20 protein-coding genes are annotated in these 23,578 nt (G+C 56.9%); 7 read left to right on the forward strand and 13 right to left on the reverse strand.

The features are described from left to right. Positions 1–5 precede the first annotated feature (5 nt). The 4 genes from ccoN to CHN51_RS12895 form a co-directional block, all read right to left on the reverse strand. Positions 6–1,664, reverse strand: coding sequence for a cytochrome-c oxidase, cbb3-type subunit I (gene ccoN, locus CHN51_RS12880; protein ID WP_100094382.1), 1,659 nt, complete (start codon positions 1,662–1,664; stop codon positions 6–8). 99 nt (positions 1,665–1,763) lie between these two features. Beyond that, positions 1,764–2,459, reverse strand: a complete 696-nt coding sequence (locus CHN51_RS12885; protein WP_100094383.1) for an endonuclease/exonuclease/phosphatase family protein — start codon at positions 2,457–2,459, stop codon at positions 1,764–1,766. An 18-nt stretch (positions 2,460–2,477) separates the two neighbouring features. Next, positions 2,478–3,023, reverse strand: coding sequence for a DsrE family protein (locus CHN51_RS12890; RefSeq protein ID WP_100094384.1), 546 nt, complete (start codon positions 3,021–3,023; stop codon positions 2,478–2,480). A gap of 46 nt (positions 3,024–3,069) precedes the next feature. Beyond that, the gene (locus tag CHN51_RS12895) at positions 3,070–4,860 is read right to left on the reverse strand and encodes a gamma-glutamyltransferase family protein (protein ID WP_206169897.1); all 1,791 of its coding nucleotides are present in this window, start codon (positions 4,858–4,860) and stop codon (positions 3,070–3,072) included. 385 nt (positions 4,861–5,245) lie between these two features. Here CHN51_RS12895 and CHN51_RS12900 point away from each other — a divergent pair, with 385 nt between their 5' ends. Beyond that, positions 5,246–5,821 (forward strand): hypothetical protein, encoded by a 576-nt coding sequence (locus tag CHN51_RS12900; protein ID WP_123906318.1) that lies wholly within the window; start codon positions 5,246–5,248, stop codon positions 5,819–5,821. 252 nt (positions 5,822–6,073) lie between these two features. Here the strand turns inward: CHN51_RS12900 and CHN51_RS12905 are convergent, their stop codons facing one another. Further along, a complete protein-coding gene (locus CHN51_RS12905; RefSeq protein WP_100094386.1) occupies positions 6,074–6,910 on the reverse strand; it encodes an SAM-dependent methyltransferase in 837 nt (278 codons plus the stop codon). Between the two features lie 126 nt (positions 6,911–7,036). Next, the gene (locus CHN51_RS12910) at positions 7,037–8,311 is read right to left on the reverse strand and encodes a M23 family metallopeptidase (RefSeq protein ID WP_100094387.1); all 1,275 of its coding nucleotides are present in this window, start codon (positions 8,309–8,311) and stop codon (positions 7,037–7,039) included. Between the two features lie 444 nt (positions 8,312–8,755). On the opposite strand from CHN51_RS12910, the gene CHN51_RS12915 reads away from it, so the two are divergent. Continuing rightward, positions 8,756–10,129 carry a DEAD/DEAH box helicase gene (locus CHN51_RS12915; RefSeq protein ID WP_100094388.1) on the forward strand — a complete coding sequence of 458 codons (1,374 nt, stop codon included), beginning with the start codon at positions 8,756–8,758 and terminating at the stop codon, positions 10,127–10,129. Position 10,130: 1 nt separating this feature from the next. Here CHN51_RS12915 and CHN51_RS12920 read toward each other — a convergent pair whose 3' ends face one another. The 3 genes from CHN51_RS12920 to CHN51_RS12930 all read right to left on the reverse strand — a co-directional run bounded on the left by CHN51_RS12920 (position 10,131) and on the right by CHN51_RS12930 (position 13,754). Next, the gene (locus CHN51_RS12920; protein ID WP_100094389.1) at positions 10,131–11,300 is read right to left on the reverse strand and encodes a CaiB/BaiF CoA-transferase family protein; all 1,170 of its coding nucleotides are present in this window, start codon (positions 11,298–11,300) and stop codon (positions 10,131–10,133) included. 12 nt (positions 11,301–11,312) lie between these two features. After that, entirely contained in the window at positions 11,313–12,767 is a 1,455-nt protein-coding gene (locus CHN51_RS12925; RefSeq protein ID WP_100094390.1) for a coniferyl aldehyde dehydrogenase, read from the reverse strand. A gap of 96 nt (positions 12,768–12,863) precedes the next feature. Beyond that, on the reverse strand, positions 12,864–13,754 hold the full coding sequence (locus CHN51_RS12930; RefSeq protein ID WP_100094391.1) for a CoA ester lyase: 891 nt from the start codon (positions 13,752–13,754) through the stop codon (positions 12,864–12,866). A gap of 146 nt (positions 13,755–13,900) precedes the next feature. On the opposite strand from CHN51_RS12930, the gene CHN51_RS12935 reads away from it, so the two are divergent. Genes CHN51_RS12935 through CHN51_RS12950 form a run of 4 tightly spaced genes read left to right on the forward strand, consistent with a single transcriptional unit; the run spans position 13,901 to position 18,542 of the window. Further along, on the forward strand, positions 13,901–14,893 hold the full coding sequence (locus CHN51_RS12935; protein ID WP_100094392.1) for a glycosyltransferase family 2 protein: 993 nt from the start codon (positions 13,901–13,903) through the stop codon (positions 14,891–14,893). 3 nt (positions 14,894–14,896) lie between these two features. Continuing rightward, a complete protein-coding gene (locus tag CHN51_RS12940; RefSeq protein ID WP_100094393.1) occupies positions 14,897–15,775 on the forward strand; it encodes a hypothetical protein in 879 nt (292 codons plus the stop codon). Beyond that, a complete protein-coding gene (locus CHN51_RS12945) occupies positions 15,772–16,812 on the forward strand; it encodes a DUF354 domain-containing protein (protein ID WP_100094394.1) in 1,041 nt (346 codons plus the stop codon). The genes CHN51_RS12940 and CHN51_RS12945 overlap by 4 nt, the downstream gene beginning before the upstream one ends. 8 nt (positions 16,813–16,820) lie before the next feature. Continuing rightward, complete coding sequence (locus tag CHN51_RS12950) at positions 16,821–18,542, forward strand: glycosyltransferase family 39 protein (RefSeq protein ID WP_164089195.1); 1,722 nt, start codon at positions 16,821–16,823, stop codon at positions 18,540–18,542. Positions 18,543–18,559: 17 nt separating this feature from the next. Here the strand turns inward: CHN51_RS12950 and wecC are convergent, their stop codons facing one another. Together wecC and wecB are read right to left on the reverse strand one after the other, a co-directional pair. Beyond that, complete coding sequence (gene wecC, locus CHN51_RS12955) at positions 18,560–19,858, reverse strand: UDP-N-acetyl-D-mannosamine dehydrogenase (RefSeq protein WP_100094396.1); 1,299 nt, start codon at positions 19,856–19,858, stop codon at positions 18,560–18,562. A 104-nt stretch (positions 19,859–19,962) separates the two neighbouring features. Further along, the gene (wecB, locus tag CHN51_RS12960) at positions 19,963–21,108 is read right to left on the reverse strand and encodes a UDP-N-acetylglucosamine 2-epimerase (non-hydrolyzing) (RefSeq protein WP_100094397.1); all 1,146 of its coding nucleotides are present in this window, start codon (positions 21,106–21,108) and stop codon (positions 19,963–19,965) included. Between the two features lie 95 nt (positions 21,109–21,203). Here wecB and CHN51_RS12965 point away from each other — a divergent pair, with 95 nt between their 5' ends. Next, positions 21,204–21,545, forward strand: coding sequence for a hypothetical protein (locus tag CHN51_RS12965; protein ID WP_100094398.1), 342 nt, complete (start codon positions 21,204–21,206; stop codon positions 21,543–21,545). A 35-nt stretch (positions 21,546–21,580) separates the two neighbouring features. Here the strand turns inward: CHN51_RS12965 and CHN51_RS12970 are convergent, their stop codons facing one another. Further along, the gene (locus CHN51_RS12970) at positions 21,581–22,648 is read right to left on the reverse strand and encodes a mannose-1-phosphate guanylyltransferase/mannose-6-phosphate isomerase (RefSeq protein WP_100094399.1); all 1,068 of its coding nucleotides are present in this window, start codon (positions 22,646–22,648) and stop codon (positions 21,581–21,583) included. A gap of 10 nt (positions 22,649–22,658) precedes the next feature. Further along, positions 22,659–23,474, reverse strand: coding sequence for a class I mannose-6-phosphate isomerase (locus CHN51_RS12975; RefSeq protein ID WP_100094400.1), 816 nt, complete (start codon positions 23,472–23,474; stop codon positions 22,659–22,661). Positions 23,475–23,578: the final 104 nt, after the last annotated feature.

Raw genomic sequence — 23,578 nt, forward strand, 5'->3', positions numbered from 1 at the left:
CTCCCTCACTCTGCCGGTGCCGCGACCAGCGGCTTGTCGGCGGCTTCGTCATAGGGCGTTTCGGTCATCGGCTTTTCATCCCGGACCCGGCCAGCAAGCGTCATCCAGACATTGTAGACCATCACCACCGCGCCAGCGAGATAGAGCAGGCCGCCGGTTGCGCGGATCATATACATCGGGAACATCGCCGAAACGACTTCGCTGAAGGCGTAGACGAGATAGCCGTCGTCACCATATTCGCGCCACATCAGGCCCTGCATGATGCCGGCAACCCACATCGAGGCGGCGTAGAGAACGATACCGATGGTCGCGAGCCAGAAATGCCAGTTCACCATGCGCAGGCTGTAGAGGCGCGGATGGCCCCAGAGGCGCGGCACCATGTAATAAAGCGCGGCAAAGGTGATCATGCCGTTCCAGCCGAGCGCACCGCTGTGCACATGGCCAATCGTCCAGTCGGTATAGTGCGACAGGCTGTTGACGGCCTTGATCGACATCATCGGGCCCTCGAAGGTGCTCATGCCGTAAAAGGCGAGGGCGAGGACCATCATCCGGATGATCGGATCGGTGCGGATCTTGTCCCAGGCGCCGTTCAGCGTCATCAGGCCGTTGATCATGCCACCCCAGCTCGGCATCCACAGAACGATCGAGAAGACCATGCCCAGCGTCTGCGCCCAGTCGGGCAGAGCGGTATAATGGAGATGGTGCGGACCGGCCCAGATATAGAGGAAGATCAGCGACCAGAAGTGGATGATCGACAAGCGGTAGCTGTAGACCGGCCGTTCCGCCTGTTTCGGCACAAAATAATACATCATGCCGAGGAAACCGGCAGTCAGGAAAAATCCGACCGCATTATGGCCGTACCACCATTGGGTGAGCGCATCCTGGACACCGGAGAAAGCGCTATAGCTTTTCGCGCCGAGCAGGCTGACCGGCATGGTCAGGCCATTGACCACGTGCAGCATGGCAACGGTCAGGATGAAGCTGAGGAAAAACCAGTTGGCGACGTAGATATGCGGCTCGGACCGTTTGACGATGGTGCCGATATAGACAACCGCGTAGCTGACCCAGACGATGGTCAGCCAGAGATCGACATACCATTCCGGCTCGGCATATTCTTTCGACTGGGTAACACCCATCAGATAGCCGGTGGCGGCCAGCACGATGAACAGCTGGTAGCCCCAGAAAACGAAACGGGCGAGGCGGGGGAAGGCCAGCCTCGCCCTGCAGGTGCGCTGGACGACGTAAAAGCTCGTCGCAATCAGCGCATTGCCTCCGAAAGCAAAAATAACGGCAGAAGTGTGGAGCGGACGCAAACGTCCGAAAGTGGTATATTCCAGCCCCAGATTGAGTACGGGAAAAGCCAGTTGCAGCGCGATGTACAGACCGACCGCGAAACCGGCCATGCCCCAGAACAGAGTCGCGATAACGCCCCAGCGGACGGGATCGTCGTCATATTTTCCCGGATCGGCGGGGGCTCGCAATATCCCGCGCCCGATAGCCGCATAGTCTGCCTTGCTGATCGTCACCCAAAGCGCGATCAGGCAGGCGGTCATGATGATGCCCATATGCACGGCAAATCCTCCATCCGCGGCGAGTACCATCGCCACAAATGCCAAAAATACGAGCAGCAACCAGCCGCCGGTCTTCACCAGTAAATTGTCCATAACGTCCTTCCCCGTTCTATGGAAAGGGCGCTACCAGTCTGCTGGTGCCGGCAATATAGGTAGAGTTACGTAGTGCGGTCAGGCGACGGGCAGAGGCCCTCAGTTCACCGCGATGGTCGCCCATACCGGCAGATGGTCGGACGCCTTGCGCGCCGACGGGCTGTCGTGGACCCCGGCTTCGATATGCCGGATACTTTCGGAATGCATGATCCGGTCCAGGGTGGCGATCGGGCTGCGCGAATGGAAGCTGCGTCCGCAATCGACCATGTCAAATGCCTTGGCGAAATCCTTCAGGCAGCCGCCGGCTGCGCTCCATTCGTTCAGGTCGCCCATCAGCACCACCGGCACGTCTTTCTGCTTTTCCTGCGCCAGCTTAATGATGGCAGCAGCCTGCCGCCTGCGCCACAGACCCGAGAGGTCGAGATGCATGCCGAATACCGCCAGTTCACGCCCGGCCAACTCGAAATGCGCCATGATCGCGCCGCGCGGCTCGAGGCAGGGAATATGCATGATATCATGGGCGATTACCGTTGCGGAATTGCGCACCAGTATCGCATTGCCGTGCCAGCCCATGGAATCGGTCTGCACGTCGAGCGGGATCGCGCTATAGTCGCTGTGCATCTCCAGCAGTTTTTGCGGAATTGCGGCGGCCCGCGCGCCAAAGCGGCGATCCGCCTCCTGTAGCGCGATGATATCGGCGTCGATCTCGTTCAGCACATCGATGATACGGCCCGGATTGCGCCGGCGATCGGTCCCGATGCCCTTGTGGATATTGTAACTCGCGACCTTCAACATTTCGGCTGGCTTGTCCGATCAGAAGGGATTGATGGTGAAGCCCTGCTGTTGCAGCAGGGCGTGGGCGGTCATCGCGGAAAGGGACATTTTTACGCCCGGCAGCAGGTCGGCATTGGTGATGCCATGGGCCGCCGCGCTCTGGCCGCAGAGATAGAATATCACGCCATGATCCTGCAATGCGGCAATCGCGGCGGCGCTGGCATTCTCCGCGCCGTCCTTGCGGGCTGCGAAAAACGCCTGACTGGTCAGGTCGATCGATGCACCGCCGTGGACGACGATGGCGAGACGGATATTCTCTTGCGGCACGCCGGCGGCGACGTGCATGTTGATGAAGCGGGCCGCGCTTTCGATCGTGCGGTTGATCTTGCCCGGCTCGGCTGCGGCCGAGACGTCAAAGGCGATGGCGAATTGCGCATCTTGCGCCAGGGGCTCGCTTTGCTCGACCGGTGCCGACGGCCCGAACGTTTCGAAAACCGGTCCGGTCTTGAAATTCTCCATCTGCGCGGCAGCGGGCTGGGTCAGCGCCAATAAGGGCAGCATGATCAGAAGGCGGTTTTTTTGCATAGTCATTCCCGTTTCATTTCCGTTTGGCGATTGTTTCGCCGCCGGATCAGTAGCCAATCGCCTGGCCGTCTTTCCGCATCTCGGTCGCGCCGGTGTAGACGCCGCTCTCCGCGTCACGGGTGATCGCCTGATAGCCGCCAAACATGATGCCGTTGTCGATGATTTTGACGACATGGCCCATGGCTTTGAGCCGCTCGACGGTTTCTGCCGAAATGCCCGGCTCGACATGGAGTATACCCAGAAGATCGGCGCCGGTTCCCGCCAGATCGTCGGTCGGCTGACGTCCGCCGTCATGGTTGAGGCGTGCGGCGTCGCCGGCTTCCTGCAGATTCATCTCATAATCGACCAGATTGATCATCACCTGGACATGGCCCTGCGGCTGCATGCCGCCGCCCATCAGGCCAAAGGACATATACGGTTTGCCGTCCTTCTTCATGAAGGCCGGAATGATCGTCTGGAACGGGCGCTTGCCGGGCGCATAGGCGTTGGGATGATCGGCATCGAGCGAATAGAGCTCGCCGCGATCCTGAAACATGAAGCCGAGGCCGTCGGCGACAAGCCCGCTGCCCATGCCGCGATAATTGGACTGGATCAGCGAGACCATCATGCCGTCCTTGTCGGCAACGGTAAGATAGGTCGTGTCGCCTTCGCCTTCCAGCTTGGGCTCGCCCGGCCCGAATGCCGGCGTGGCTTTTGCCGGGTCGATCAGCGCAAAACGCTCCTTGCCATATTCATCCGACAGCAGCCATTCCAGCGGGGCAGGGGAGGCCTCCGGATCGGCGTAAAAGCGCGCGACATCCTCGAACGCCAGGCGTTTGGCCTCGGTGATATAATGCAGCACCTCGGCGCTGCCGCGCGGCCATTGGACGAGATCGACATTTTTCAGGATATTCGCCATTTGCAGCGCCGCGAAGCCCTGTGAATTTGGCGGCAGTTCACACAGTTCATAGCCTTTGCGATAGTCTACACATCCCGGCTCTACCCAAAGGCTGCTGTGCGCGGCGAAATCCTCGTAGCGCAAATTTCCGCCGACCCGCTTGAAATAGCTATCGATCGTCTTGGCAATGTCGCCCTTGTAGAAAGCATCACGGCCACCGTTGGCGATTTTGCTAAGTGTATTCCCAAGATCAGGATTTTTGAAAATCTCGCCCGCTTTCGGTGCGCCATTTTGGAAATAGGTGTTCCGCGCATTGTCGAAATCACCGATCATATCCAGACCCTGTTCAAACCGCTCGAGATTCATTTCGAGATAACGGCCGATTACCGGCGCGACCGGATGGCCTTCGTTGGCGTAGGAAATGGTCGGCGCGAGAATGTCGGCCATGCTCAGCTTGCCGAATTTTCCGTGCATTTCGAACCAGGCGTCGACCGTTCCGGGCACCGTGATCGGCATCGGGCCGAAGGGCGGGATGGTCTTGCTGCCCTTGAGCTGCTTGATGAACTGCTTGTAGCTGGTGCCCATCGGGCTTTTGCCCGATCCGTTCAGGCCATATAATTTCTGCGTCTTCGGGTCCCAGATGATGGCGAACAGGTCGCCGCCGATGCCGTTGCCGGTCGGCTCCATCAGGCCCAAAGCCGCGTTGGCGGCAATCGCCGCATCGACCGCAGACCCGCCTTTTTTGAGAATGTCGATAGCGATCTGGCTGGCCAGCGGATGGGCCGTCGCCGCCATGCCATGCTGGGCGTGAACCGGACTGCGCGACCATGCCTCGCCAACCGGACGTCCGCCAGCACCGATATCAAGCACAGGCTTTTCCGGAGCCGCTATTTCCTGCGCGACGGCAGGGCTGAGTGTGAAAGCGGCGAGGGCAATAGTGGAAAGAAGCAGGTTGCGCATAAAATCATCCGTCTTGAAGGGGCGAGTGTATGGGGTGGTGCGTGAAATGCCCACTCTAACTAGTCTGGCTCCCGCATCAAGTGGGAACGGTGGATACAGATTGAATTTGAATTGTCGTGCAAAAGGGGACGTTGGAAATGTCGACGCAGTCAGTAAGTTAACGCCCCAGTTGCGGACGTTCACCTTGGTCGCGGCTAATGTCCACTAAGGGCGCAAAAGTGGATATTAGGATGTCGTACGGAGTTTAGTTTTTCGATAGTGGCAATCTGATGGTGACGATCAATCCTTTAGGTCCATCGTCGGATAGCTAAGTCATTTTGAAGTTGCCAAATCTCAAATTACTATATTTACAATGAAAAATGCCGTATTGAGCAAAGAGCAGCCTATGTCAGTCAGTGAATATATCATCCTGTTTTCCTCGATCCTGATCGGGCTGGCAGTCGCCGACCTTTCTTTGAGCCTGCACAGGATGTTGCGCGCCAGAAAACAAATCCGTTGGAATCTGATTGTCCCGACTTTGGGCTTCGTCGTATTGTGTTCCATCTTGAATCTGTGGTGGTCGATTTATTTGAAATACTCCGGTTTGGAGTCCATCTCCTTTCTGGAATTTCTCCCACAAGTTTTCATACTAGTGACGTTCTTTTTGATTTCTGCATCGGTTTTCCCGGATGAAATCCCGCAGGAGGGTCTGGACCTCCAAGACTTCTATATCGAGAGTAGAGGTCAGATTTGGGGCCTGTTTTCTCTTTTCCTGTTCCTGATGGTTTTCAGTGCGACCATCACAGCAATCGTTGAAAAGTGGTCATTTTCCAAATATATGTTGAACACAGGAGGAGATATCACTGCCTTTGCGCTTGCTCTGTTCCTTACAAAAACAAAGCGCATGATTTTCCACTGGCTGATGGTGGCATTTTTTCTTTTTTCTATTGGAAATATCTGGTTCTACCTCATGTTAGAATAAGAGATGTTTCAGACACAAGCGTCGCTGACTCTGCGATCTGCGGTATCAGAACCACAGGCTTTTCTGGAGCCACTCCGGAATTTGCTAACGCTTTCTCCCACCGAGCCGAGTTGGTTAGCTGGAGATCCAGAATGTACGAATTGACTTGAAACTGATGGGAAGTTCTAATGCCCGCTCTCGAGGGCGACCTCGACCGGCGAGATGGATTGCCACGGTGGTTAGCCAAAGCGGCATGAAAACAACGGCTCGATTTTACTCCAAACGGATCAATCCCGCCTCGCGCATCAGCGTCTCCAGCTTTATCCCGCTAAAACCATAAGCTTTCTTATAGGCCTCATATTGCTCGAGATATTTGGGCGACGGCTTGTTCTTCTTGATCGCTGTGATCAGCGTGTTCTTTTGCGTGTGCTCGGTGGAGACGAAATCGATGACATCGACCTGGTAACCCTGTGACCGGAGCAGCATCACGCGGCTGTTGTCGGTGATCAGGTCGGCCTGTTTTTGCAGGAACAGACCGTGCGAGATGAATTTGCGGTTTGCGGTCTCGCTCTTCTGCAGGTCGACCAGAACCTCGTGCTGGCAGCAGGGCGCGCAGACGATCAGTTTGGATTTCGATCGGATGCCATAGAAGAGGGCGTCATCCGTCGCCGTGTCGCAGGCGTGCAGGGCGACGATTGCGTCATAATAGCCCTGAACGAAATCTTCGGCCTTCACGTTGTGAAATGCCAGATTTTCAAAGCCGGATTTCTGCGCCGCTTCATTGCAGAGATTGATCATATCGGAGCGCGTATCAACGCCGTCAATCTTGGGATTGAGCCCGGCTTTGGCGAGCTGGTCATACATCGCGAAGGTCAGATAACCCTTGCCCGATCCGATATCCAGAACCTTGACCCGCTTCTGTTTGACCGCCTGGGTCCGCTCGATCCGCTCGATGAAAATCTCGACAAAGCGGCAGATTTGCCGGTATTTTGCATATTTATTGGGTTTGATCTCACCGGCGTCGTTCGAAACGCCCAGAGCTTTCAGAAACAGGCTGTCGCTTTTGATCAAATAGTTCTTGTCGCGGTTGTGGGGTTTGGTGTCCGTCATGGGCTAGGCCATAAATAAATCTGCCGTGATTGATAGTCTTTTGGTGGGCGACTGGACTTGGGAATAGATGTTCGCAGGCTCGGAGCGGCTATTGTCTGATGTCTGTTCGGGTGCGGAGGTCATCGATCACTCGAACACCAACACCCCGTTTTTGGCTGGAAATTCATTCGCCCGCCGGTTTTCGCGGAAGCTATCAATCTCAACTCGGCCTGTTGCATAAGCTTTTTCCACTTCCTCAGCCGTATAGATGGCAGCCTGATTAAATCTGTGAAACTGGTAAGGAATGCCCTCTCCGGACAGAGACAGGTTTATATCCGTTCGGGTTTCAAGGTGGAAATGCAGGTGCGGCAAGTCGGAATTACCGCTATTACCTAGCAGTCCGATCACGTCACCCCGGCTCACCTGCTCACCGACCTTTACAGTCAGGCTGCCTGGTTTGAGATGGGCGTAAACCGCAACGACATCATTGCCGATATCGAGCATGATGTAATTTCCGGTTATTGTTTTCCGTGACCCCGGCACGGCCAATTCGTCTTTCGCGGGATCATTTTCGATGATCCCGTCCGTCACGGCTATGACCTGTCCATCTGAAACCGCCAGAAGCGGCTCGCCATATGTGACATAGTTTAAATTTGGTCCCTGCTCGTCATTAAATAGCGCACCTGAATCGCCGATCTTCACAAAATCAATCGCAAAGCGCTGCGCCGAACTTGGACGACCTTCTGTCAGTTCGCGGTCGACCCAATGTGATTCAGACTCGTAGAGCCAAATACCGGCCTGAACTGGTGGGGCGATGACCAGTTGGGACTTGTCGGGAACACTGGTTCGTGCCAATTCCAGGGTCAAGGAACGCGGCTTTTTCTCCGGTATCAAAACGTCCACTGCAAGCCGGTGAAAAAATTCCCCAGGGATATGCCCGTCAGCGAAATCCAGCTGTAAATAGGCAATACCATATTGGTTTGCCCCGAGGTTTAAAATTCCGTCTTCACCCCTGAGTCCCGGGCGCAGGAGGTGTTTTTCAAGGTAGCTGGAGTCAAAACTATATAATATTCTGTCGGTCTGCTTCGGATCGACGATGTCAATCCGCTTCAGTTTCAATGGATAATGAAACGCATTTGCCAGGACGAGTTCATAGCGGAGTCGATGCTGACCCTCTACTCTGACCAGCGGTGGCAAGAACCCGGTGCGCGCTTCCAGAATCTCGATCGGAATAGGAAGTGATTTCAGCTTGTAAGATGGGGCCACATTCAAATCCGATGCTGGACGAATCTCACCAACTTCAGTTCCGGTACTGCAAGCCGCAAGCGCGAACAAAAGGGCCGGACTTAAAAGACTTTCACGCCGAGCCATTTTCATTTTCTCCTCAAAATTTGTGCAATGCATGGAAACGGGTGCGGCCATGAAGAATTCGTTCGCTGCCTATGAAACCGAACTGCAACATCGTCGTCAGGCAGTGAGATAGTGTATTGTATAAATAATACACTATTGCAAGCCGTAGCTTTGGAATTTCCGTTTTCAGGAAGAGGCAGATAAGCATAGCCGGGAAATCTGGCACGCAGACCAATGTCCAACCGGAGATCCTCCCTGGCACACCGTCGCACCATCACAACGCTTGACTTCGTTACGGAAACCCCTATGTTGCATTGCAGCAAGGGCGGCAATATCGATTGACCGTCTGGCGGAAGTTCTGCGTGAGAGGTGACAAGATCATCTCGAACCTATCGCCTTCATTGCTTCTTTCTTTCCGGCAGCCTGATCACGCGGGTCGTCTTAACAGACGGCGAACACGCGTATAGCTTCCATGCTGTGCGCTGGAAACTTGCTGCTATTACAAGGTATAAAAAATTGACTAAATTTTCTGATTTCGCACTGGCGGAACCTATTCAAAAACGCGTGGCCGAAGGCGGCTACACCACTCCATCCCCGATCCAGCAGCAGGCGATCCCCCCAGCGCTTGAAGGCAAGGACATTCTCGGTATCGCGCAAACCGGAACCGGCAAGACCGCTGCGTTCTCGCTGCCGTCTATCCATCACCTTCTGAACGACAAACGGCGCGCCGGCCGCTTCGAGTGCCGGATGCTGGTACTGGCTCCGACCCGCGAACTCGCGCGTCAGATTGCCGACAGCATGACCGGTTATTCCAAAGGTCTCGGTCTTTATGTCACCTCCGCTTTTGGCGGCGTGCCGATCAACCGGCAGAAGCGCATCCTGGAACGCGGTGTCGACGTATTGGTCGCAACGCCCGGTCGTCTGCTCGATCTGATCGACCAGCGCTATCTGACACTCTCCAAGGTCGAAATTCTGGTGCTCGACGAAGCCGACCAGATGCTCGATCTCGGCTTCATTGTTCCGCTGAAGAAAATCGTTCCGATGCTGCCAAAGCAGCGCCAGAGCCTGTTCTTCTCGGCAACCATGCCGAAGACCATCTCGCAGCTGGCCGACCAGTTCCTGACCAATCCGGTCCAGGTTTCGGTTGCGCCGCAGTCGACGACGGCCGAGCGGGTCGACCAGAAGGTCACCTATATCAACCAGGACGACAAGCAGCGTCTGCTGAAGGATTTCATCAACAAGGAAAATCCGGATCATATGCTGGTGTTCACCCAGACCAAACATGGCGCCGACAAGGTTGTGAAAAATCTGATGGCCGTCGGTATCCACTCCGCCGCGATCCACGGCAACAAGAGCCAGCCGCAGCGCGAACGTGCTTTGGGTGACTTCAAAAAGGGCAAGATCAACATTCTTGTCGCCACGGATATCGCGGCGCGCGGCATCGATGTCGACGGCATTACCCATGTCATCAACTTCGACATGCCGAACGTGTCCGAACAATATGTTCACCGGATCGGCCGGACAGCGCGGGCAGGGGCGAGCGGTATTTCCTACTCGCTGGTCGCTCCCGACGAGCGCCAGTTCCTGCGCGATGTGGTCAAGCTGACCGGCGTGAAACCGGAAGTGATCGCTTTGCCGGAAGGTTATGACGAGCCGCCGCGCGAAGAAGTCGCACCGCGTATCTATGGCCAGAAGCCCAAGAAATATGGTGCGAAGCCGACGCGAAGCGGACCGCCGAAAGCCAAGCACAGTTCCCGCAAAGGCCGTCCCGGCGGCGGTGGTTCGGGTCGTGGCGGACCGGGTTCGGCCGCCAAGAGCGACGGACCGAAGCACTGGAACAATGGTGCGAAGTCGTTCAAACGCCGTCAGGCGCGCAACGCGGACGCTTAGGCTAGTCCGAGATTAGCGCCTTGCTATCGGCAAGCGCGCTGATTTCGTCTTCCTCCATATTCAACCAATCCCGAAGCGCGGCGACATTATGTTCGCCGCGTTTTGCGGTTCTGGCGCTGCTGTCGATGCCGCTTTTCGCTTTCGAGAAGCGATAGGGTGACTGGACGGTGCGGCGGGCATTGCCTTCATCGTCGGTCACATCGACGATCGTGCCGAGCGCCTTGACGCTGGGCTGGTCATAGACGGCGGGGCCGAAGGGAAAGACTTCCCCCCAGGCGAGATTAAGCCGGTCCAGCGTGGCTGTCAGCGCATCGAAACTCTCGTGCGACAGGATATGCTTTTCCATCGCCTCGTGGCGCAGCCGCACTTTTGTAGGAATGTCAGCGCCTTCCGGGGTCGGATCCTGCAAGCCGTCTTTCGTATAGAACATGATCCAAAGCCATTTCATATCGCCGGTGATCAGGATCTGACGTCCCTCCGGGGCTTCCCAAACTAGGGTCTCCGGCGCTTTCGGCCAAATATCGTCAAGCGCGAAATGGGCATAGTCGTCGGCGGAATGCAGGACATTGACCATCGCCAGATCAATATGCTGGCCTTCGCCACTCTGGTCGAGCGTGCGCAGGGCCGACAATATCGCGATGATGCCGTGCAGTGAACTGTAGCTGTCCGCCATGGCGAACTGGATATCCGTCGGTTTGCCGCCGCTCATCTCCGCCTGCCGGGCAATCAGGCCGCTTTCCGCGTGCAGCACCGGCGCATAGGCGGCCCGTCCCCGCTCCGGACCATTTTGCCCGTAACCGGATATCGAGAGCATCACCAGCCGGGGATTGACCTTTGATAGGGCCTCCCAGCCGATGCCGAACTTATCCATCACGCCCGGCCGGAAATTTTCGACGACAATATCGGCCTGTGCCGCCAGCTTGTGAATGAGCTCGCGCGCGCCTTCGGCTTTCAGATCGACGCAGATATTCTTCTTGCCGATATTGAGCTGCAGATAATTGCCGCTCACCCCGCTGTCGCGTTTGGCGAGCTTGCGGGTCACATCACCTTCCGGCGGTTCGACCTTCAGCACCTCCGCGCCCAGGTCCGAGAGCATCCGCGTGGCATAAGGGCCGGCCACGACGCGCGAAAAATCCAGGACCTTGAGCCCCGCTAGCGGAAAATCTGCCATCCGTGCGCGGCGCTAGAGTTTCATCTGCTGTTTCATGGTCTTTTCCGTACCCGCACCATAAGGCGGGAGGAAACCGGCAATTTTGGCAATGTTGATCTTCGGCTGGCGATAGACAGCCTTGGCGTGGCTGAATTCCTTGAAGCCGTCGGGACCGGTATAGGCGCCCATGCCGGAAGGACCCACGCCGCCGAAGGGCAGGTCGTGCTGGGCGATATGGAAGATCACGTCATTGACCGTGACACCGCCGGAAATCGTGCGGTCGAGCACCTTGCGCTTGTCGCTTTCCGTCTCGCCGAAATAGTAGAGGCCGAGCGGCCGGTCGTGATCGTTCACATAGTCGATCACCTCGTCGAGATTGCGATAGGTCTTCACCGGCAGAACCGGGCCGAAAATCTCTTCCTGCATCACGCGCATGTCATCATTGACATTCTGCAGCACGGTCAGCGGCATCTTGTTGCTGTTGGTGTTGGAGAAATCCTCGTCACCGGGATTGACGATGGTCTGCTTCGCACCCTTCTCGAGCGCGTCGTCGATCAGGCCCTGCAGGCGTTCCTTGTGCCGGCCGTTGATCACCGATGTATAGTCGTCATTGGCAATCAGCGTCGGATATTGTTCCGCGACATTCGACGCAATGCCCTCGACAACCGCATCTTCCTTGTCCTGCGGCACCAGCAGATAGTCGGGCGCCAGACAGATCTGGCCCGCGTTCATCATCTTGCCCATGGCGATACGCTGGGTTGATTTCTGGATATCGGCGTCGGGTCCGATGATCGTCGGCGACTTGCCACCGAGTTCCAGCGTCACCGGGGTGAGGTTCTGCGCTGCTGCTGCCATCACATGTTTGGCAATCCCGCCACCGCCGGTGAAGATCAGATGATCCCACGGAATTTCCGAGAAGGCCTTGCCGGTTTCCGGGCCGCCGGTGACCACGGTCATTTCCTCGGGCGCGAAATATTCGGCGACCAGTTTCTTGACCAGTTCGCCGGTTTCCGGACAGAATTCGGAAAATTTGATGATTACCCGGTTGCCTGCACCAAAGGCACCGATCGCCGGATCAAAGGCGAGGTTGATCGGGAAATTCCACGGTGCGATAACACCGACAACGCCCTTGGGCTGATATTCCACCTGACCGCTGGCACCCAGCAGACCGAGCGGGAAATCCATCTTGCGCTTCTCGGGGCGCATCCATTTCTTCAGATTTTTCTTGTGATCCTTGGCATGGCCGACAACCGACATCAGATCGGTCATCACGGTCTGGACGCTGCTGCGATGGCCAAAGTCATTCGATACGGCCTGGCAGAGCGCATCCTGATTTTCGATGATCATCTTGGCGGTGCGGTTGATCCGGTCCATCCGGGCGTCATAGCTTACCGGTAATTCGGCGTGGAACGCATCGCGCTGCGCCTGAAAAAGCTTCATCATCTCGTCTTTGCTGACTTCGCCAGCTGCTGCTTCCAATGCTTCCATATCTGCTCTCCAAAGGGCAGGGCTTCAACGCCCCGTCAACGTCCGTTTCAATTGAGCACTTAAACGGATTTTTGGCAGCTTGTCGAGGGTGAAAGCCTATCGGGCCAAAGCGTCTATCGCTTTGGCGGTCGCGACCAGCTGGTTGGCCTGCTTGAGATGCAACAGCTCGGTCATCTTGCCATTGACTACGATGACGCCCTTGCCGGCGTTGACCGGGTCCCTGAACGCCGCGATGATCGCCTCCGCTTCGGCAATGGCGCCGGCTTGCGGGGCAAAGCTCTGGTTGGCGGTGTCAATCTGCGCCGGATGGATCAGCGACTTGCCGTCGAAGCCCAGTTTTCGGGCCTCCAGACATTCTGTTTCCAGACCGTCCGGGTCATTGAAATCATTATAGACGCTATCGATGACAGTGAGACCATAAGCCCGGGCGGCGATCACCGTCTGGGTCATGACGGAGCCAAAGACGCCGCGATCATGCTCGGCGTGCATCTCTTTCGCCAGATCGTTGAAACCCATGACAAAGCCGGTCAGCCGGTGTTCTGCGCCGAGCGCCGCGATTTCCTTCAGATTGAGAATGGCCAGCGGCATCTCGATCATGGCCCATAATTTGCTGTCTAATTTGCTGTCGCGACCGGCGTCGCAATCGTCCATCAGCGCGCTGATCCGGACAATATCGTCCGCGCTCAATATTTTCGGCACCAGCACTGCATCGGCCCCGCTCTGGCAAGCCTGTTTCAGGTCCTGTGCAAACCAAGGTGTATCCATGGCATTGATCCGCACGACCAGCTCCCGCTTGCCATAGTCGCCGGATTGCAGCGCCGCACAGGCATTCGCTCGCGCCTCTTCCTTGGCGTCCGGCGCCACTGCATCCTCCAGATCGAAGATAATTGTATCTGCCGACAGGCTCTTCGCCTTTTCCAGAGCCCGCTTGTTGGACGCAGGCATATAGAGACAGGAGCGGCGGGGACGAAATTTGATTTGAGTCATGATCCATCCGTATCATTTCGCCAGCCTGACGCAAGGCCAGTTAATGCAGAGCTATATACGCTTTGTTAACCATAGGCTTTTAGGACATTTTTAACCGAAAATTCCGACCCGCGAAGGCGGACGAAAACCAGAGGAACGGGCGTCGTATGAAGCTGATTATTCAGATCCCCTGCTATAATGAAGCGGAAAGCCTGCCCGAAACGCTGGTCGCCCTGCCGCGCCAGATCGACGGGATCGATACTATCGAGATCCTCGTCATCGATGACGGCAGCAAGGACAATACCAGCGATGTCGCACGCCGGTTCGGTGTTCATCATATCGTCCGGCACCGCACCAACCGCGGGCTTGCGGCGGCTTTCCAGTCGGGACTCAACAAGGCGCTGGCCGAAGGCGCGGATATCATCGTCAACACCGATGCCGACAATCAATATGAGGGTCGCGACATTTGCAAGCTGGTCGCGCCGGTCCTGGCCGGCGAAGCGGATATCGTCGTGGGAGACCGCGGCGTACGCGACAATGCGCATTTCGGACCGTTCAAACGGCTGCTGCAGATGTTCGGCAGCGCGACGGTCAAACGTCTGTCCAACACCCAGATCACAGATGCGGTCAGCGGATTTCGTGCGATCAGCCGGGCTGCGGCGCAGAAAATCAATATCACGTCCAGCTTCTCCTACACCACGGAGATGCTGATCCAGGCGGGACGGAAGCGGATGGCCATCGTGTCGGTACCGATCCGGACCAACGGGGCTATCCGGCCATCGCGGCTGTTCAAGTCGGTGCCGCAATTCATCGCCAATACCGGCGCCACCATGATCCGGTCCTATGCGATGTACAATCCGTTGAAGGTTTTTGTGCTGGCGGGGACCGTTTCCGCACTGATCGGCGCGACCCCCATCATCCGTTTCCTGTATTTCTATGCGATAGGCGAGGGCGGCGGCCATATCCAGTCGCTGGTAATTGGTGGTTCGCTCATCGTTCTTGGCGTAGTCGCGATCATGTTTGGCGCTGTTGCCGACCTCGTCGGGCGCAATAGGCAGTTGCTAGAACAGACGCTGGAGAGATTGCGGCTGCTGGAAGACCAGCTTGCCGAGGATCGCTCGTCAGATGACAGTCCGAAGGCCACCGGAACCCTGGGCTGATCCATGATCGATACATTCATATCGGCTTATCATGATTTGAAAGGATGGTCCCGGGCGCGTCGGAAATCGATCGTCTGCATATTTGCCATTTTTTTCATTTGCGGGATTGGCTATTCCTTTGCGGCCCTCGATCTCAAGCTTACGGAACTTGACGCGATAGCCTTGCTGGCGGTTGCCTGCCTGGTCCCGGCGTCCATCCTTTTCAACGGTACCGAGCTGCAGCTGTGCGCTCGTGTGGCTAATCAGCATATCGGTTTCGGAAAAGCGCTGGGATATGCGTCTATGGCGACCATTGCGAACCTGCTGCCGATTCCCGCCAGTATTCTGATCCGCGGCGGCGCGCTTGTGAGCAGCGGGGCAAAAATTGCCCAGGCCGGACGGATTCTTGCGGCGGCGGCTGCGATGTGGCTGGCCATGGCTGTCGGCATTTCCGGCTATTTCCTGACGGCGGGCTGGATCGCCGGAGGTATCACGATATTGTCGGCCATTATGGTGATCGGCATCGCATTCTGGATTGGGCAAAGAAGCAGCGTCGCCACGGCACTGTCCTTCATCGCTGTCCGCGCCATCATGCTGCTGCTGCTGATCACGCGCCTCTATTTTTGTTTTATCGCAATCAACGCAGCCGTCGCGCTTGAGGAAGCCGCCATCTATTCGGTAGCGGGCATCGCCGGAACGGCAGTGGCCATTGTTCCGGCGGGTCTCGGGATCGCCGAAGGATTCGGTGCCTTGATCGCCGAAGCGGCTGGTGCCGACCCCGCAGCGGCGTTTCTGGCACTTGGATTGAACCGCATTCTCGGGCTGTTGGGCAGTGGTCTGGTGGCTGGCTTTTTCTGGTTCAGGGTCGAACAGCCGGATGTTTCAATGAGTATATCGTCATGAGAATATTATTTGATATCGTGCATCCGGCGGATGTGCTGTTTTTTCTCAATCCGATGCGACTGATGAAAGCGCGCGGGGACACGATCAAGATCGTTTCGCGACAGAAGGATGTCGCGGGCGATCTGCTGGATCAGTTTGGTCTGGAACATGAATCGATATCTATTGCCGGCAATGGCAGATTCGGGCTGGCCAGAGAATTGATTGTGCGGGACTGGCAAATGCTGAAGGCGGTCAGGACATTCCGGCCGGATGTGATGCTTGGCTTTGGCGGTGTCGCCATATCCCATGTCGGCAAATTGCTCGCAGTTCCTTCGGTGAGTTTTTACGCGGCAGACACGGCGTCGCTGCAGACCCGCATCACGTGGCCGTTTATCGACCATCTGTACGTGCCGCAAGCCTATGCCGGGGATGTGCCCGAAGGGCGGACGTCGCGCTTTCCCGGTATCAAGGAACTGTCCTATTTCCATCCCGAGAATTTTGCCGTCGATGATGATGTGGCCTGCGCCAATGGCTGGGATAAGCAGGTACCGAACTATTTTGTCCGGACAGTAAGCTGGCGCGCCAATCACGATCTCGGGAAAAGCGGCTGGAGCGATGAAACGCTGCGGCAGCTCGTATCAAAATTAGCGGCGAGAGGTAAAGTCCATATATCGAGCGAACGGCCCTTGCCGGCAGAGATGGAAGTATATCGATATAAGGGTGCGAAAAACCAGCTGCATCATGTGATGGCAAAATGCGAACTTTACGTCGGCGAGAGCGCGACCATGGCGCACGAAGCCTGTCTGCTGGGCGTGCCATCCATATATGACGGGACCGATCATCCGGGAACGACGCGGGAACTTGCGTCCGAAGGCCTGCTGACCGCGCTCAGGCAGCCGGGGCCGGAGCCCTTGCTGGCGGAAGTCGACGAGTTGCTGAAAATAGATGTGAAGCAGACCGTCGATGCAAGACGTAAAGCCTATCTGTCAGTCAGACCCAATCTGGCGCAATTTGTGGTCGACGCTGCCGACCGCCACGCCTTGCCCGTTTCCAGGTGATGCGCGGGATGCCCAGCCAGATCGTTGCGCCCGGTGGAGCAAGCCTGCCCTCGAGAAAATCATTGGCTCATCACGCGGAAGCCGGCGTTGAACGATGGCTGTTGCCGGCCATTCTGGCCTGTCTGGCCCTTCAATTCTACCAGCTGTTTTTCCTCGAGATAAATTGGGACGAATTTCTCTATCTCAGCAGAATATATGATTATCAGAACCAGACGCTAAACCGCGCGTTGCAGACGTTTCATGTCTATTTCTTCAACTGGCTGCCGTGGGTCGGGGGGGACGAAATCCGCCAGGTCGAAGCCGGCCGGATCGTGATGCTTGTGCTGGAGGCCGCGACGACCGGTTTCATCTATTTGCTGGCGCGCAGCTTTACCTCCCGCAACGCTGCCCTGATCGCTGCGCTCGCCTATATCAGCGCCGGATTCACCATGATCCACGGGGCCAGCTTTCGCGCCGATCCGCTTGCAGCTTTCTTCATGATGGGCAGCCTTGCGATCCTTGCGCGGCCGCAGCTCAAGCTGGGCCATTATTGTGTCTCGGCGCTGATGATGGCGCTTGCCGCCATGATAACGGTAAAGGTCATATTTTATGCGCCTGCACTGGTGGCGCTCGGCCTCTGGCAGATTAATAGATCGGACAGGCCCTGGCAAAAGCTTGGTTTTTTCATCCTGACCGCTGGAGCATCGGCTCTCATATTTCTGGGCCTCTACCTCTGGCATGAAGCGCTATTGCCGGCCGCGGACCTCGATGGGTCACAGACGATGATGGCGTCAGCAGCCAAAACAACCATCTTCGGTCTCGAACTTCTACCCACGTGGAACGACCTTCTGATCGGAGCCAGCAAGGCGCTGGTTCCCACCATTTTGCTGGTAGCAGGATTGGGTCTGGCGATCGTTTCGATGCGGAAACGCCGTGCGGACTGGGCAGTGCCGGCGACCATCCTGGGGCTGGCGGTGCCGTTGCTGAGTTTTCTCTTCTACCGCAATGCCTATCCCTATTTCTTCAGCTTCATCTTTCCTCCGGCTATGGTTCTGGTCGCTTATGCGGTGGATCGACTGGGAATGACCGGGCGGCATATGATTGTGGCGGCTGCCATCATGGTCGCTTCGGCGGCCGGCACGGTGTTTTCGCTGCACGACCGAGATCAGGATGCCCAGGAAGAAACGGTAGAGACCGTCCACAAAATCTTCCCCGAGCCGGTGGCCGTCATCGATCGGAACAGCATGATTGCCAGCTTTCCGAAACGCGGCATTTTCATGTCCAGCTGGGGGCTGCAAGCTTATCGGCAGGCAGGACAGCCGGTTTATGGAACCATTTTGAGCCACGAAACGGTGCCGCTGTTGATCTTGAACAGTCCAACACTCGAAAATGCCATGGGAGTGCCGGTTTCGGGACCGCTAAGGGCACAGCTGCTTGACACAGACCGACGGACATTGCGCACGAATTATGTCCGCCATTGGGGTAAAATCTGGGTTGCGGGAAAAACTCTTTCGGTCGGTGATGCACCGGCAGAATTCGAAATCGCTATACCGGGACGATATAAGCTGGAGGCCGGATCATCTGTCTCGATCGACGGTAGGCTCCTCTCGCCCGGACAGGCTGTGGTGCTTGACCGCGGGACGCATGTTTCGGAAGCGAAATCTGCCCAGGATGTTGTCCTGCGCTGGAGCAAGGCTGTCTATCGACCGGATTTTGAACCGCTGGATCGTACGCTCTACCGTGGTTTTTAAAGGCTGGCGGGTAAAGTTCAGCTCGCCAGTCTCAACCCGCTGACCGCATCCCGATTGTCCGGCTGATCCGGCCAGATTCCGCGCGTATCATAGACGACCTTGCCCGCGCGTTCGTCGAGCGGGATCGACTTGAACATGTCGTGATCGGTCAGGGTGATCATGACGGGGCACGTTTCCAGCGCCTGGTCGATATCGATCAGTTCGGCGCCCGTGCCTTCGAATGCTGCCGGCAACTCGCTGGCATAAGGTTCGACGATTTTCACTCGTCCACCATAGCGTCGCGCCAGTTTGGCGGCGATTTTCAGGGCAGGGCTCTCGCGAAAATCATCGATATTGGCCTTGAACGCCAGACCGAAGCAGGCGATCGAGACGCCCGGCAATTCGTCGATCAACAGCGAGGCCTGTTCCAGCACATGGCCGGTCTTGCCGTCATTCACATCGCGGGCGATGCGGATCAGCGGCGATTGTTCAGGCGCGCTGTGGATGATGAACCAGGGATCGACGGCGATACAATGACCGCCAACGCCGGGGCCGGGTTGCAGGATATTGACGCGCGGATGGCGGTTGGCGAGGCGGATGACCTCCCAAACGTCGAGGTCCATATGGTCGGCGATGATCGACAGCTCGTTGGCAAAGGCGATATTGACGTCGCGATAGCTGTTCTCGACCAATTTTGTCATTTCGGCGGCGCGCGCCGAGGTGGTTACCAGTTCGCCGCGAACGAAGCGGCGGTAAAAGCCGAGCGCCTTGCGTGCGCACCGCGGCGTGATGCCCCCGATGCTGCGGTCATTCTGGATCAGTTCCTCGAGAATTTTCCCCGGCAGCACCCGTTCCGGGCAATAAGCGATGGCAATATCGGGAATATCACTGGCCAGTCCCGGGATCGTCAGGTCCGGGCGCAATTTCGCGATCAGGTCCCGCATTTTTTCGGTGGTACCGACAGGGCAGGTGGATTCGAGGATGACCGTGTCGCCGGCTTTTAGGGCCGCCGCGATATTGGTCGCCGCTTCCATGACATAGCTGGTGTCTGGAATATGATCGGCACCAAAGGGCGTCGGCACCGCGATCACGAAAACGTCGGATTGTTCCACCATCAGCGAAGCGCGCAGCATTCCGCGTGACACGACCCCTTGCACCAGCCCGTCCAGATCCACTTCCTCGATATGGATGCGACCCGAATTGATCGTTTCCACGACCTGCTGGTTGACGTCGATACCGAGCACCGGGCATCCGGAACGGGCAATGACGGCCGCAGTCGGCAGGCCGATATAGCCGAGACCCATGACGCAGACGCTTGGTTTTTCTTCCGATAACATGTGAGAAGCCACTCCGCAGTGCGCCGATCCGGCGCGTTTTCCTGCAGGTTCACTAGCCAATCATTGTAAATATTTAGGTAATATGACGACCCAGCCGGAAATATTCAGGCGGTGAGGCTGCTCTCGATAATGTCGGCAATTTGCCGGCTGGCGGTGCCGTCGCCAAAGGGATTGTGGGCGCGCGCCATGGCCAGATAGTGGGTTTCGTCGTCCAGAAGCCTGCGTGCTGCCGTCACAATCACATCCTTGTCTGTTCCAACCAGCTTGGCAGTGCCGGCCTCGACCCCTTCGGGCCGCTCCGTGGTGTCGCGCATCACCAGCACCGGCTTGCCCAGCGCCGGTGCTTCTTCCTGCACGCCGCCGCTATCGGTCATCATGAAGTGGCAATGGTTGAGCAGGCTGACGAAATTGGGATAATCCAGCGGCTCAATCATCGCGACATTGTCGAGGCCGCCCAGGGCGTCCTGCATGATAGCCCGGACCTTCGGATTGAGATGAACGGGGAAAATCAGGGCCACGTCATCACGCTCGGCGATTGTCCGGAGCGCGCTGGCAATATTGGTCAATCCGTCACCCAGGTTTTCGCGCCGATGGCTGGTGACGCCGATGATCCTGCGATCAGCAAACCTTTCATATAGTCCGGCAAGCTTGGCATCCAAACGGCTTGGATCATTGAATTTATCTACGGTGGTCAAAAGAGCATCGATCACCGTATTACCGGTGATATATATCTGCTCCGCCGGAATATTTTCCTTCTTGAGCGCGTCCGACGACGTCTGCGTCGGGGCAAAATGCTGGTCGGCAATGGTGCCGATGATCTTGCGGTTCACCTCTTCCGGCCAGGGATGATAGATATTGTAGCTGCGCAGGCCGGCTTCGACATGGCTGACAGGAATCTGCCGGTAATAAGCGGCCAGCGCGCCGCACATCGCGGTCGCCGTATCTCCCTGGACAACGACACGTTGCGGCTTCGTCTCGTCGAGTGTCCTGCCGATTCCCGCCAGCAGCCTGCCGGTAAGATCGTCGAGGCTCTGGTTGGCCTTCATCAGGTCCAGATCGAAATCCGGCCGGATATCGGCGATAGCCATGACCTGGTCGAGCATTTCCCGGTGCTGGGCGGTCACACAGTTCACCGTTTCCAAGCGGCCGCGTTCCGACAGCGCCTGAATCACCGGGAACAGTTTGATCGCTTCCGGCCTCGTGCCAAAAACGGTCAGGACTTTAGGTTTGTTCGCGCTGTTTTTTGTCATTCCGGCTGCCTAATCATTTTTGGCTAAAATTTTCATAATGATATCCCGTGCAAAAAGCGTTGACCCTTGCGTTCGGCTAGCCCAATCGCAGGGTGATGGATTGGTATGAAATCAAAAACTGGCTGGAACTGTCAACCGGACTGCCACGCGATTCGCTGCATATTTATGCGGGGATCGGAGTGCAGCTGTTTGTCGCGCTTGTTTCCCGCCGGTCCCTGGCCAGCACAGTGCCGTGGTTGTTTGTTGTCTTTGCTGCATTTGCCAACGAATTTTATGACTATAGCGTAGTGCAGGCACCGCAGAACCGCGAGGCGACCTATTTTGCTGAATCTATCAGCGATATCTGGAACACCCTGCTGCTGCCGACCTTGTTTCTGGTTATTGCCAGGTTCTGGCCCAACTGGTTGACCGCAAAGCCGAAAAAACGCAAAAATTAGCGCGCCGTAAGTCTGAACGGCGATAATCCGCCCCGCTAGTCTTCACCTTCCAGCTTCTGCGCGATTTTTTTGACATGTTGCGATGTTCCACGCGGCAGGATCATGACCTTGTTGCCGTGGGTGACAATGATCATATTCTCAACGCCGTGAACCGCAACTTCCATATCCTCACTGTGGATCAGATTGTTGCTGGAGTCGATCGTGACGGCCTGGCCGATCATCGCGTTCGACTGAGCGTCCTTGTTCGCGATTTCAAACAGGGCGTCCCAGCTCCCCACGTCAGACCAGCCCGGATTGACGGGCGTCACCGCGACCTTGTCCGATCTTTCCATGATCGCATAGTCGATCGAGTCGGATGGCGCCGCCGCAAAAGCGTCCGGATCGGGATGGCAGATTTCCTTCTCCATGTGCCGGTTTCCCATGGCAGCCCGGCAGGCGAGGAGGATCTCCGGAGAATATTGTTCCATCGCGGCGAGATAGGTGTCGGCCCGGAACAGGAATATGCCGGCATTCCAGTGATAGCCGCCTTCCGCGAGCATTTTCTCCGCACGTTCACGGTTCGGCTTTTCGACAAATTTTTTGGCTGAAAGGCTTCTGGAACTGCCGACGATCCTGTCGCCCTGCTGTATATATCCATATCCCGTCGCCGGTCCCCTGGCTTCGATCCCGAATGTCACCAGCCAGCGGGATTGTGCGACCGGTATTGAGGCCAGTACCGATTTCTGGAAGGCTGCAAGATTTTCGATCATATGGTCGCTCGGCATCACCAGCAGCAAATCCGTGGGATTTTCGGCAGCCAGAGCGGCAAGGGTAATGGCTGGAGCCGTATTGCGGGGGCAGGGTTCTAGAATGATCTCCCCGGCTGTCGCGCCGACTTCCTGCATCTGGTCGTCTATCGTTTCGAGATGCCTGGCGGAGCCGACGATGATCGGATTACGGTAACGGCTCTTGTCCGCGCAGCGCTGCAGCGTCAGCTGGAACATGCTGAGCGGGCCGAACAGGTTGAGGAACTGCTTCGGTTTTTCCGGGGTGGAAAGCGGCCAAAGTCGCGTTCCGGAGCCGCCGGAGAGAATGACAGGCGTGATCAGCGGATGTTGCTGCATGGTCAATATATCAACTCACCGCGCAGGCAATGAGCGACCTTCCGTTTTTGGCGAGATCAATGTCCGCATAATGCTGACAGATTCCGCATTCTCCCGCCCGGATCAACTTGCCGCGGACGGTGACCGAACCCTCCAGGGGGATAACCTGCCATTCCTTGCTCGCGGTCTTTGGCACGATCTCGTCGTCGGTACCGATGATCTGGAACAAGCCGATGGGCAGGCTGCCGGAAAAACTGCCGGAAAGACTGGTTGTTTCATCCAGTGCAATCTCGCTCGCATATTTCATGTCATAGGGCGCCAGCTTGGCCACCGCGATCGCTTCGTCCAGATGGAGCTCACGCGGGCGACCATAGTCATACAGGCGATAGGTTATGTCCACGTTGCGCTGGACTTCGATGAGCGAGATGCCGGGGCCAATCGCATGGATCGTCCCCGCAGGCACATGGAAAAAATCGCCTTTCTTGACGGGTTTCCAGTCCAGAAGCTGTTCGATCTCGCCCAAAATGGCCGCCGTCTTCAGCTTGGTAGCGCTGACCGCTTTTTTCAGGCCGAGCCCCAGAACCGCATCGGGTTCTGCATCCAGAATATACCAGGATTCGTCCTTGCCGTGGGGAAAGCCGACCCGGCGCGCCTGCCGATCATTGGGATGGACCTGGATAGACAGCTTTTCGCTGGTGAACAGATATTTGACCATCAGCAGGGGGCTGATGCCTTTCGGGGCTTCGAACCAGATTTCCCCGACCTTTTTGCCGTTCGCGCCATGGAATATCTCAGGCAGAGCCTCCTGTCCCCAGGGCTTTTCGACGAATTTTCTCTTCAGCTTCATGGTCTGAAATTAGCGCTCACTGTTTGGCCCCGACACTCGAATATGCCGGGCCTGTTTGCGCAAGTTCGGGCGGATTGTAAATGTTCCGTAAGGCAAACGTCTGA

Source organism: Sphingorhabdus sp. YGSMI21, from assembly GCF_002776575.1.
GTDB lineage: Bacteria > Pseudomonadota > Alphaproteobacteria > Sphingomonadales > Sphingomonadaceae > Parasphingorhabdus.